Here is a 12,358-nt window from a genome sequence, read left to right on the forward strand (position 1 = left end):
CCTTCGTCATCCTAGGGCGAAGCAAGGAGCGAAGCGACGCGGCGCAGACCCTAGGATCCATGCCGTGACCTTTGAGCTTCGCGACGGTGGGTGTTAACAACGCGGCGCACGGCTCCAATTATCTGCTCTTCCCCCTCAGGGCAACGATCGCCGCCGCCGTCTCCTCTATCGAACGGCGGCTGACATCGATCATCGGCCAGCCGTGGCGGGTGCAGATCTGGCGGGCATAGGCGAGTTCCTCGGTGATGGCGGCGCGGTCGACATAGTCGCCAGCCTCGTAGTCGCTTGAGTTGCCCAGCACGCGGTTCTGGCGGACATGCGAGATGCGCTCGGCGGTGGCGATCAGCCCGACGATCAATGGCGTCTTGGCGCTGATCAGGCTTTCCGGGATCGGCACGCCGAGCACGATCGGAATGTTGGCGGTCTTGATGCCGCGATTGGCGAGATAAATGCTGGTCGGCGTCTTCGACGTCCGCGAGATGCCGATCAGCACGATGTCGGCGTCATCCATATTGGCCGGCAGCTGGCCGTCATCATGCTCCATGGTGAAGTTGAGCGCGTCGATGCGACGGAAATATTCGGCGTCGAGAACATGCTGGGCACCGACGCGGCGGCCGGCCGGCGTGCCGAGATAGGACTGGAACACGGTGAGCACCGGTTCCAGCACCGAGACGCAAGGCAGGCCCATGGTTGCGCAGCGCTCGTCGATGCCGCGCGCCAGCTTCTGGTCGACGACGGTGTAGAGGATGATGCCTGGTTCCTCCTCGATGTCCTCGAACACTTTGGCCACCTGCTTTTCGGTGCGGATGAGCGGATAGATATGCTCGATGGCGCGCGCATCCTTGTACTGCGCCGAAGCGGCGCGGCCGGCGGCGAGGAGCGTTTCGCCGGTGGCGTCGGAGATCAGATGCAGATGAAAGAAGCTCTGGGGTTTGTTCACAGGGTCCATTCCAGGCTGTGGGCGAATGTGGATAAACCGGGCCGAAAAATCGGCCGGCTGGAAGCGACTGTATCAGATGGCAGTTTGTCCACAATTCGATGTGCTGTCGGCTTCGTCGGGCGGCTGGGGACAAGTCCGGGGACGCTTTTTTTCAGCCAGGCGTCATCCACAGCGGCAATTTCCTTGGCTCGACGACAAACCATTGACTCCAGTCGTAAATTCCCGACCTTCCACAAAGTTCTGCAATCCTTTTGGAGAAGCGCGCGACAATATGCTGGCTGGCCTTTATCGGGCCAAAGCGGGACAGGTGACAACCACCGATACCAACAGACTCTTAGAATCAGAAGATTCTAGAAATAGACTCTTTAATTATAGAGAAGGCTTAGGAAGCGAGCGTTCAATGCCCGAAGTCAGGACCATGCTGGACGTGCTGAAGGGGCAAGCGGTGTTTCCACCGCCGCTCTGGATGATGCGTCAGGCCGGCCGTTATCTGCCCGAATATCGCGAGACGCGCCGTCGCGCCGGTTCGTTCCTCGATCTCTGCTATGATCCCGATCTGGCTGTCGAAGTGACGATGCAGCCGATCGAACGGTTCGGCTTCGATGCCTCGATCCTGTTCTCCGACATCCTTGTGGTGCCGCATGCGCTTGGCCGTGACGTGCGCTTCGAGGAAGGCCGTGGTCCGCTGCTGACGCCGATCGCCGCGGCCGAGATTGCGGCTCTCAGCGGCGAAACGTTTCACGTGAATCTCGAACCGGTCTACGAGACGGTGCGCCGCTTGCGGGCGAAACTGCCTGACGAAACGACGCTGATCGGTTTCTGCGGCGCGCCGTGGACGGTGGCGACCTACATGATTGCCGGCCATGGCACGCCCGACCAGGCGCCGGCGCGGCTGTTTGCCTATCGCGAGCCGGCGGCGTTTCTGCAGCTGCTGAAGGTGCTTGCCGATCACTCGGCGCAATATCTCATCCGTCAGATCGAGGCCGGCGCCGACGTGGTGCAGATTTTCGATTCCTGGTCCGGCGTGCTCGACGATGCCTCTTTCGACTTGTTCTGCGTGCAGCCGGTGGCGGAGATCGTCCGCCAAATTCGCGCCGTTCATCCCAAGGTTCCGATCATCGGCTTTCCCAAGGGCGCTGGCGCCCGCTACCAGACCTATCGCGAGAAGACCGGTGTAACGGCCCTGGGGATCGACTGGACGGTGCCCCTGACGGCAGCGAAGGAATTGCAGCGCTCGGGTGCGGTTCAGGGTAATCTCGATCCCTTGCGGCTCGTGGCTGGCGGCAAGGCGCTATCCGATGGTGTCGGCGCGATCCTGAAAGCGCTGGGAGATGGGCCGCTGATCTTCAATCTCGGCCATGGCATCACGCCGGAGACGCCGATCGCTCATGTCGAGGCGATGGTGAAACAGGTACGGAGCGCGACACGCCGATGACTCAGATGGACAACACGAACAGCACCAGCCAGGCAATGATACGCATGGCCGTTGGTGTCGCCGCGCTGGTTGTTCTAACGGCGCTTTTGTATTTCGTCGCGCCCGACGGCTTCTATCCGTGGGCAAAGGCGATCCATGTCCTTGCCGTCATCGCGTGGATGGCTGGCATGCTCTATCTGCCGCGATTGCTGGTCTACCACGCCGATGCCGAGAAAGGCTCGGTGCAGTCGGAGACCTTCAAGGTGATGGAGCGCCGCCTGCTGCGCGGCATCATCAATCCGGCGATGGTCGTTACCTGGGTGTTCGGGCTGTGGCTGGCCTGGAAAGGTTTTGCGTTCCAGGGTGGCTGGCTGCACGGCAAGATCGCCTTGGTGCTCTTGCTGTCCGCCGTGCATGGCTATCTCGCCGGCGCGGTGCGCAAGTTCGCCATGGATCGCAACGAAAAATCCGCGAAGCACTGGCGGATCGTCAACGAGATCCCCACATTGTTGATGATCGCCATCGTGATCCTGGTTGTCGTCAAGCCGTTCTAGACCATATCGGTCCCGTAAAACGCAGCTTGCTCTTTCACCCGACCGACGATAAAAGACGGGTCTTCCTTCCCGTCATGCGCCGCCCTTCATCGCTTTCGGCCGCGCCCGGCATTTGTCGCATCCCGCCGATATATTTTCCCCAAAGCAGATTCAGAGTCCGTCTATGCAAGAAATGAAACTCGCAGAGTTCAAGAACAAGAAGCCACCAGAGCTGATCGCCTATGCCGAATCGCTCGAGGTGGAAAACGCCAGCGTCATGCGCAAGCAGGAGCTGATGTTTGCCATCCTGAAGAAACTGGCCGCGCAGGACGTCGAGATCATCGGCGACGGCGTGGTCGAAGTGCTGCAGGATGGTTTTGGCTTCCTGCGCTCCGCCAACGCCAACTACCTTCCCGGTCCCGACGACATCTATATTTCCCCGTCGCAGATCCGGCGCTTTTCGCTGAAGACCGGCGATACGGTCGAAGGGCCGATCCGCAGCCCGAAAGAGGGCGAGCGCTATTTCGCGCTGCTCAAGGTCAACACGATCAATTTCGACGACCCGGAAAAGATCCGCCACAAGATCCATTTCGACAATCTGACGCCGCTCTATCCGACGTCGCGGCTGAAGATGGAAATGGAGGTTCCGACCTCCAAGGACATTTCAGCCCGTGTCATCGACCTGGTGGCGCCGCTCGGCAAAGGCCAGCGCGCCTTGATCGTGGCGCAGCCGCGTACCGGTAAGACGGTGCTGCTGCAGAACATCGCCCACTCGATCACCACCAATCATCCGGAATGCTATCTGATCGTGCTTTTGATCGACGAGCGGCCGGAAGAAGTCACCGACATGCAGCGTTCGGTGAAGGGCGAGGTCGTGTCCTCGACCTTTGACGAACCGGCGGTGCGCCACGTCCAGGTCGCCGAAATGGTGATCGAGAAAGCAAAACGCCTGGTCGAACATGGCCGCGATGTCGTCATCCTGCTCGATTCGATCACCCGCCTCGGCCGCGCCTACAACACCGTGGTGCCGTCATCCGGCAAGGTGCTGACCGGCGGTGTCGACGCCAACGCGCTGCAGCGGCCGAAGCGCTTCTTCGGTGCCGCCCGTAACATCGAGGAAGGCGGTTCACTGACCATCATCGCCACCGCGCTGATCGATACCGGCAGCCGTATGGACGAAGTCATCTTCGAAGAGTTCAAGGGCACCGGCAATTCGGAAATCGTGCTCGACCGCAAGGTCGCGGACAAGCGTATCTATCCGGCGATGGACATCCTCAAGTCCGGCACCCGCAAGGAAGATTTGCTGGTCGCCAAGCAGGATTTGCAGAAGATCTTCGTGCTGCGCCGCATCCTGGCGCCGATGGGCACGACCGATGCGATCGAGTTCCTGATCGACAAGCTCAAGCAGACCAAGACCAATGCGGACTTCTTCGATTCGATGAACACGTAGGGGTCGAGCTGCGGATCCGCGGTTCGTTCCAAGCAAAGCTATTTGGGAGCCCATTCCGAGAGATCGGGATGGGCTTCTTCATTTGGGTCAAATCACCGTCGCAAGAGCCGCTCGAGCTCTTCAGCATCCGTCACCACCGGCAAACACACCTGCCCCGTGCAAAGCCAGGCGCCAGCTCTGTCGGTAGGCGGTAGGACACCGCCCGGCAAAGTCGGTCGATTCGCTTCCGAACCGATCGCCAATACAATATCGACTCGTCTCGGATCCGGGGATCGATTCGCAACCGGAACGAGTCCTGGATCGGCGAGGTTGTCTATTAGCACCAGCTTCAATGGCTCGATCGCGAGGGCACAGGCGTTGACGATGCCGGCCTGGCCATAGGCCTGGTGTGCAGCGCGGCCGGCGGCATGCTCGGCGACTTTCCAGGTCTTTTCCTGCAGGTCGAGATCGCCGGTAACGGAAGCCAGACGGACCAGGGCTTCGATGATCTGGCCGGAGGCCGAGGTGATCGCCTCGTCGACATCGCCCCTGATGCGGATCGGCACGTCGGTGCTGTCCGACGCAGTCAGATAGTAGCCGGTCTTGTCGCTGTCCTGATGCCAATGGTCGAGTTGTTCGATGAACCGGCGGGCTCGCTCGACATAGCTCCAATCGCCGGTTGCCTCGAACAGCGCGATCGCGGCGTTGGTCATCGCGGCATAGTCGCTCGACAGCGCCGGAAACAGCTTTTTGGCGCCAAGTATCGAATGCGGCAGGCGTCCGTCCTGGCTGGCTTCGGCAATATGGGCGAAGGCCTTTTCAGCCGCTTCGATCCAGTCGGTCCGGCCGAGCGATCGCCCTGCTTCGGCAAGTGCTGCGATCATCAGGCCGTTCCAGTCGGTGAGTGCCTTGCCGTCGCGTCCAGGCCTGACGCGATGCTCTCTGGCTGCGAGAAGCTTCGCCTTCAGTGGATTGAGCTGATCGCGATCGGCCACGCTTTGCGTCTGCTGGGCTTCGCTCTGATGGACAATCGGCTTGCCTTCCCAGCCATGCGGCCCGGAAAGCGTGAAGTGTTTGAAAAACAAGGCCGATTCGTCACCGAGCACGGCTTCGATCTCGTTCTTGCTCCAAGTGTAGAACAGCCCCTCCTCGCCGTCGCTGTCGGCATCGAGGCTGGCGGCTAAGGCGCCACCTTCGACGCGCATCTCACGCAGCAGCCAGTCGATCGTCTCTTCGATTCGTATCCGGAACAAATCATTGCCACTGGCCGCATAGGCCCAGTTGCACAGGCGGATCAGCTGGGCATTGTCGTAGAGCATTTTTTCGAAATGTGGCACCAGCCATTCGGCGTCGGTCGAGTAGCGGCTGAGCCCGCCGCCGATATGGTCGTAAATGCCGCCGGCCAGCATCTTTTCGAGGCTGAGCAGGACGGCGTCGCGATGCGAGGTGCTGCCGTCGCGCAACCACGACAGCCACAGCGTCTGCATGAACGGCGCGTTGGGAAACTTTGGCGCGCCGCGCAGGCCGCCCAGATCCCTGTCGATCATGCCGTCGATGCCGTTGGCGAGCTGTCTCAGCGTATCAAGGTCGAGCGTGGCCTTGGCATGAGTGCCCGCCAGCCGCGCCTCGACATGGTTGGTCAAGCCATCCGCGCTCTGATGCAGGCTCTGTTGCTTTTCGCGCCAGGCCTTGTCGACGGCTTCCATCACCTGGATAAACCCGGGACGGCCATAGCGCGCCTCGCGCGGAAAATAGGTGCCGCCCCAGAACGGCTTGCCGTCCGGGGTCAGGAACATGGTCAGCGGCCAGCCGCCCTGCTCGCCCATAGCCGAAAGTGCTGCCATGTAGATCTGGTCGATATCAGGCCGTTCCTCGCGATCGACCTTGATATTGACGAACAGCCGGTTCATGACGGCGGCGACAGCGTCGCTCTCAAAGCTTTCATGCGCCATGACATGGCACCAGTGGCAAGCGGCGTAGCCGACCGAAAGCAGGATGGGTCGCTCGAGCGCCTTGGCTTCCGCCAAAGAGGCAGGCGACCAGGCCCGCCAGTGCACCGGGTTGCCGCTGTGCTGCTGCAGGTAGGGGCTGGCCTCTTCGGCAAGCAGGTTTTGCGCGGGCAATGTCAAAATGGGCAACTCGCTGAACGGGATCAGGATTAAGCGGGCGAAGCTAGGGCGGTTCGACAGAGCGGGCAAATGATTTCAGCTGAGTCCATCGTTGCGCTTTCGAGCGGCCGCCTGCCCGCCGGCATCGCCGTCATCCGTATTTCCGGCCCGAAGAGTCGATTCGTAGTCGAAACGATTGCCGGCAAGGTTAAGGACCGTGTCGCGACCTTGCGCAAGCTACGGGCGCCAGACAAAACCGTGCTCGACAGCGGGCTCGTCGTCTTTTTTCCTGGCCCCGACAGCTTTACCGGCGAGGATGTCGCCGAATTCCATGTCCATGGCGGCCGGGCCGTGGTGACCAAAATGCTGGAGACCATCGCCGGTTTTGACGGTGTCAGGCATGCGGAGCCGGGCGAATTCACCCGCCACGCCTTTCTCAACGGCAAGCTCGACCTGGTCGAGACCGAGGCGCTGGCCGACCTCATCAACGCCGAAACCGAAGCGCAGCGGCGCTTTGCGGTGCAGAACGCCCAAGGCGTGCAAAGCGAACTTTATCTCGGCTGGCGCCGCCGGCTTATCCATGCGCGGGCGATGATCGAGGCCGAGATCGACTTCGCCGATGAGGACGATGTCCCTGGTTCCGTTTCGGATACGGTCTGGTTGGACGTGCGAAAGATGATCGACGAGATCGATCGCCACGTCGCCGGGTTTCGCGCCGCCGAGATCATTCGCGACGGCTTTGAGGTCGTCATCCTGGGCGCACCGAATGCCGGGAAGTCGAGTCTGTTCAACGCCCTGGCGCGGCGCGATGCGGCTATTGTAACGGATGAGCCCGGCACGACGCGGGACCTGCTTGAGGTGGTGCTGGATCTCGAGGGAATGCGGGTCAGGGTGACCGACACGGCGGGCTTGCGCGAGGCGCCGGGCAAGGTCGAGGCGATCGGCATAGAGAAAGCCCGAACGAAGGCACGCGGTGCCGACCTTTTGCTGCTGCTGGAGGATATGCTGAACCCGGCAGAAGTTGGTGCAATGCCGGCCGACGTTCCGACGCTGAGGATTGGCACAAAAGTAGATCTGGTGCCGCAGACGCCGGCGACGCAGTACGACGCGGTCATTTCGACCAAGGATGGAACGGGGCTGACGGAGCTGTTGGCGGATATCGGAAGCCGCGCCGCGGCGCAGGCCGGCCAGGTCGGTGATATCCTGCCGTCGCGGCTTCGCCACGTTGAGCTGCTTAATGAGACGAAACGCTTCCTGCTGTCGGCGGTGACGGGAGATGGGCGTGGGCAGGAGTTGCGCGCCGAGGATCTGCGCCTGGCGGCGGACCGGCTTGGCCGCATCGTTGGTGCTGTTGACGTCGAGGATCTGCTGGATGTCATCTTTTCGCAGTTCTGCATCGGCAAATGACTCACGTGAAACACGACCTGGCGGCTGGCAGGTGACTCACGTGAAACACTGCGCCCGTCCGAACTGTCGTGACTCACGTGAAACAGGGCGACTGGGATGCCGGCGATGTTGTTTCACGTGAAACGATGGGCCTTGCATTCTTGACAGCACGCGCATGCGGGCACATGTGTCGGGCGAACTGAAATTCGGGATTCTAGGAATGAACGATCACTACGATGTGGTTGTGGTGGGCGGCGGCCATGCAGGGTGCGAGGCGGCCAGTGCTGCCGCGCGCGCTGGCGCCAGAACGGCGCTGGTGACGCTGCGCTTCGACACGATCGGCGTCATGTCGTGCAATCCGGCGATCGGCGGCCTCGGCAAGGGCCATCTTGTGCGCGAGATCGACGCCATGGACGGGCTGATGGGCCGCGTCGCCGATGCCGCCGGTATCCAGTTTCGTCTGCTCAACCGGCGCAAAGGCCCGGCAGTGCGTGGACCGCGCACGCAAGCGGACCGCAAGCTCTATCGGCTGGCAATGCAAGCGGCGATCCGTGAACAGGCCGATCTCGATGTGATCGAAGGCGAGGTTCTCGATTTGGAGATCGAGGACGGGCGCCTGTCGGCTGTGAATTTGGCAAATGGCCGCAGACTCGCCTGCGGCGCCGTGGTGTTGACCACAGGCACTTTTCTGCGCGGACTGATCCATATCGGCGAGAAGAAGATCGTTGCCGGCCGTATGAACGAGCAGGCCAGCCTTGGACTGTCGGCGACGATGAGCCGTGCGGGCTTCAAGCTCGGGCGGCTGAAGACCGGCACGCCGCCGCGCCTAGACGGTAGGACGATCGATTGGGCATCGCTGGAAAGCCAGGCGGCGGATGAACATCCCTCACCTTTCTCGCTGTTGACCGATCGCATCGAAAACCCGCAGATCCATTGCGGCATTACCCGCACGACACCGGCGACGCACGAGCTGATCCGCGCCAATCTTGGCCGTTCGGCCATGTATTCCGGCTCGATAGAAGGTGTGGGGCCGCGCTATTGCCCGTCGATCGAGGACAAGATCGTCAAGTTCGGTGACCGCGAGGGTCACCAGATTTTCCTGGAGCCGGAAGGCCTGGACGACGACACAGTTTACCCGAACGGCATTTCGACCTCGCTGCCCGAGGACGTCCAGCTCGACATTCTGAAAACCATACCGGGGCTGGAGCGGGCGACCATGCTGCAGCCCGGTTATGCCATCGAGTACGACCATGTCGACCCGCGCGAATTGCTGGCGACGTTGGAAACGAAGCGGATTGGCGGCCTTTTCCTGGCGGGGCAGATCAACGGCACCACCGGCTATGAAGAGGCGGGCGCACAAGGATTGCTCGCCGGCCTCAACGCGGCGCGCAAAGCCTCGGCGAGCGAGCCAATCGTGCTCAGCCGCACCGAAGCCTATATCGGCGTGATGGTCGACGATTTGACCAGCCGCGGCATCAGCGAGCCCTACCGCATGTTCACCTCGCGGGCCGAGTTCCGGCTGTCGCTGCGCGCCGACAATGCCGATGAGCGGCTGACGCCATTGGCCGTGAAGCTTGGTATTGCCTCACAGAAGCGGACGCAGCGGTTCAACGATGTCGTGGACGATCTCAACAAGGCACGGCAGCTCGCAACCAGCACGACCATGACCCCAAACGAGGCGTCGGGTCACGGGCTGCAGATCAACAAGGACGGTGTCCGCCGCTCAGCCTATGAATTGCTGGCCTATCCCGGCGTCGATGTCGCCTGGCTGGCTCGAATTTCGCCTGCGTTCGGCGAAATCGACGCCAAAACGGCAGAGCGACTCGAAACGGAGGCGAAATATTCCGTTTACCTTGACCGCCAGCAAGCCGACGTCACTCAGATCCGGCATGAGGAGAGCCGCTTGATCCCTGTTGCAGTCGATTTTGCGAGTGTTCCAGGACTTTCTAATGAACTGAAGCAGAAGATGCTGGCGCGCCAGCCGCGCTCCATTGCCGATGCGCAGCGCATGGAAGGCATGACGCCTGCGGCTCTGGCGATCATCGTCGCACATGTCCGCAACGCCGAGGCGTCCGTGCAAAGGGACGTTGCGTGAGCGCTGCCACATGGAAAAGCCTGCAAGAGGCCGCAGGCCCGGTTTCACGTGAAACATTCGATCGTTTGGTCGAATTCGAACGGGTCTTCCAGAAGTGGAACAGCCGCATAAACCTGGCCGCGCAATCGACGCAAGACGATGTCTGGCGCCGCCATATATTGGACAGCGTGCAACTGGCGCGACTCGAGCCGGTGGCAACGCGCTGGGTCGATATCGGCTCGGGTGGCGGCTTCCCTGGCCTGGTCATGGCGTTTCTGCTCGCCGAGCGCGCCGGCGCCTCGATCGACCTGGTTGAGAGCAACCGCAAGAAGGCGTCGTTCCTGCAAGCCGTCGTCGGGCAATTCAATCTGCCCGCGCGCATCATCGCGCGGCGCATCGACGACAGCTATGCGCTTGTTTCTGAACCGCAAATCGTCACGGCCCGAGCGCTTGCCGCGCTGCCCGCTTTGCTCGATCTGGCGGCGCCGTGGCTGACAAAAGGTGCGCGCGGCCTGTTCCACAAAGGCCGGGATTACCGCACCGAAGTGGAAGAAAGCGCTCACCGATGGTGCTTCGATCTGGTAGAACATTCGAGTGTCACCGACCCGCATGGGGTCATCCTCGAATTGTCTGCTTTGCGCCCGGTTAAAAATGAACTTCTGGCATAAACCCATGATGAAGAATGGCCCTCGAATCATCACCGTAGCCAACCAGAAGGGCGGTGTCGGCAAGACGACGACCGCCATCAATCTGGCCACGGCGCTGGCGGCGATCGGTGAAAAAGTGCTGATCGTCGATCTCGACCCGCAGGGCAACGCCTCGACCGGTCTCGGCATCGACCGCAAGGACCGCACCGTCTCCTCCTACGACGTTTTGACCGGCGAGCTGGACCTCGAAGCCGCAGCCATTCCGACCGCGGTTCCCGGCCTGTCGATCGTGCCGTCGACGCTTGATCTGCTCGGCATCGAGATGGAGATTGCCTCGGCGCCGGACCGGGTGCTGAAGCTGCGCAATGCGCTGCGTGCCGCGACCGAGCGCGGGGCGCCTTTCGGCTATGTGTTGATCGACTGCCCGCCGTCGCTCAATCTTTTGACTTTGAATTCAATGGCGGCAGCGGATTCTGTTCTTGTGCCGCTGCAATGCGAGTTCTTTGCGCTGGAAGGTCTCAGCCAATTGCTGGAGACGGTCGAGCAGGTGCGCCGCTCGATCAATCCGGATCTGACCATCCAGGGCATCGTGCTGACCATGTATGACGGCCGCAACAACCTCGCCAACCAAGTGGTGCAGGATGTCAGGGCGCATATGGGCGACAAGGTCTACGAGACCATCATCCCTAGGAATGTGCGGGTTTCCGAGGCGCCGTCCTACGGCAAGCCGGCGATCCTCTACGATCTCAAATGCTCAGGCAGCCAGGCCTATCTGCAGCTTGCCTCAGAGGTTATCCGCCGCGAGCGTAAATTACGCGCTGCTTAATTAGCGAACAAGCCGATTCGACACCGAAACGATCTGGACAGAGAATGAGCGAAGACCTTTCACGAAAAAGACTGGGGCGGGGACTGGCGGCGCTGATCGGCGAGATAGATCGCCCGGCCGCACCGGAAAAACAGGGCCTGAACGCCGACGGCAAGGTGCCGATCGAGTTCCTGACCCCCAATCCGAAAAACCCGCGCCGGCATTTTGGCGATGCCGAGCTCACTGATCTGGCGCAGTCGATCCGCGAGCATGGCGTCGTGCAGCCGGTGGTGGCGCGGCCCTCGCCGACACAAGCGGGACGCTACGAGATCATCGCCGGCGAACGGCGCTGGCGCGCGGCGCAGCGCGCCGGGCTGACCGAGATCCCGATCATCGTGCGCGACGTCAACGATCGCACCGCGCTCGAGCTCGCCATCATCGAAAACGTCCAGCGTACCGACCTCAACCCGGTCGAGGAGGCGCTCGGCTACCAGCAGCTGATCGACGATCACGGCTATACCCAGGCCGATCTCGGCCAGGTGATCGGCAAGAGCCGCAGCCATGTCGCCAACACGCTGCGGCTGCTGAAATTGCCCGACGTGATCCGCGACATGCTGGTCGACGGCGCGCTGTCGGCCGGCCATGCCCGCACGCTGGTGACCGCCGAGGATCCGGCCGGCCTGGCCAAACGCATTGTCGAGGAGGGGCTGTCGGTCCGCCAGACGGAAGCGCTGGCGCAGATGCCGGCAGGCAGCAGCTCGAATGGAGCGCGCCCAGCGGCCAAGCCGGCGGACAAGGACACCGACACGCTGGCGCTGGAAAAGCTGATGACCGACACGATCGGCATGATCGTGGCGATCGAGCACAAGGGCAAGGGCGGCGTGCTGCGGGTGAACTACCGGACGCTGGAGCAGCTCGATGAGTTGTGCCGAAGATTGAAGCAGGAGCGGTAGTTAGCCGGCGAATAACTCCAGCTGAAGATTGATTTGGTGCATGCGGAAAGGGCTGGCGATTGCCGGCCC

General features: G+C 61.8%; 10 protein-coding genes. 8 read left to right on the top strand and 2 right to left on the bottom strand.

Annotated features, from left to right (window positions below; all coding sequences use genetic code 11):
• Positions 1-118: 118 nt before the first annotated feature.
• Complete coding sequence (locus tag AC1DXN_RS12295; protein ID WP_477240158.1) at positions 119-940, bottom strand: pyruvate, water dikinase regulatory protein; 822 nt, start codon at positions 938-940, stop codon at positions 119-121.
• A gap of 400 nt (positions 941-1,340) precedes the next feature.
• On the opposite strand from AC1DXN_RS12295, the gene hemE reads away from it, so the two are divergent.
• The 3 genes from hemE (at position 1,341) to rho (ending at position 4,337) form a co-directional block, all read left to right on the top strand.
• Entirely contained in the window at positions 1,341-2,375 is a 1,035-nt protein-coding gene (gene hemE / locus AC1DXN_RS12300; protein WP_477270159.1) for a uroporphyrinogen decarboxylase, read from the top strand.
• Complete coding sequence (hemJ, locus tag AC1DXN_RS12305; protein WP_477270161.1) at positions 2,372-2,908, top strand: protoporphyrinogen oxidase HemJ; 537 nt, start codon at positions 2,372-2,374, stop codon at positions 2,906-2,908. Before hemE ends, hemJ begins: the two co-directional genes overlap by 4 nt.
• Positions 2,909-3,071: 163 nt before the next feature.
• Complete coding sequence (gene rho, locus AC1DXN_RS12310) at positions 3,072-4,337, top strand: transcription termination factor Rho (protein ID WP_136621617.1); 1,266 nt, start codon at positions 3,072-3,074, stop codon at positions 4,335-4,337.
• A 92-nt stretch (positions 4,338-4,429) separates the two neighbouring features.
• Here the strand turns inward: rho and AC1DXN_RS12315 are convergent, their stop codons facing one another.
• Positions 4,430-6,445 carry a thioredoxin domain-containing protein gene (locus tag AC1DXN_RS12315; protein WP_477270163.1) on the bottom strand — a complete coding sequence of 672 codons (2,016 nt, stop codon included), beginning with the start codon at positions 6,443-6,445 and terminating at the stop codon, positions 4,430-4,432.
• Between the two features lie 69 nt (positions 6,446-6,514).
• On the opposite strand from AC1DXN_RS12315, the gene mnmE reads away from it, so the two are divergent.
• The 5 genes from mnmE (at position 6,515) to AC1DXN_RS12340 (ending at position 12,289) form a co-directional block, all read left to right on the top strand.
• Positions 6,515-7,831 (top strand): tRNA uridine-5-carboxymethylaminomethyl(34) synthesis GTPase MnmE, encoded by a 1,317-nt coding sequence (gene mnmE, locus AC1DXN_RS12320; RefSeq protein ID WP_477270165.1) that lies wholly within the window; start codon positions 6,515-6,517, stop codon positions 7,829-7,831.
• A gap of 199 nt (positions 7,832-8,030) precedes the next feature.
• Positions 8,031-9,905, top strand: a complete 1,875-nt coding sequence (mnmG, locus tag AC1DXN_RS12325; protein ID WP_477270167.1) for a tRNA uridine-5-carboxymethylaminomethyl(34) synthesis enzyme MnmG — start codon at positions 8,031-8,033, stop codon at positions 9,903-9,905.
• Positions 9,902-10,552 carry a 16S rRNA (guanine(527)-N(7))-methyltransferase RsmG gene (rsmG, locus tag AC1DXN_RS12330; protein ID WP_477240146.1) on the top strand — a complete coding sequence of 217 codons (651 nt, stop codon included), beginning with the start codon at positions 9,902-9,904 and terminating at the stop codon, positions 10,550-10,552. The genes mnmG and rsmG overlap by 4 nt, the downstream gene beginning before the upstream one ends.
• A gap of 4 nt (positions 10,553-10,556) precedes the next feature.
• A complete protein-coding gene (locus tag AC1DXN_RS12335) occupies positions 10,557-11,357 on the top strand; it encodes a ParA family protein (RefSeq protein ID WP_477240144.1) in 801 nt (266 codons plus the stop codon).
• Between the two features lie 44 nt (positions 11,358-11,401).
• On the top strand, positions 11,402-12,289 hold the full coding sequence (locus AC1DXN_RS12340; protein WP_477240142.1) for a ParB/RepB/Spo0J family partition protein: 888 nt from the start codon (positions 11,402-11,404) through the stop codon (positions 12,287-12,289).
• Positions 12,290-12,358 lie beyond the last annotated feature (69 nt).

The sequence above is a fragment of the Mesorhizobium sp. P2_H9 genome (genome assembly GCF_056403215.1).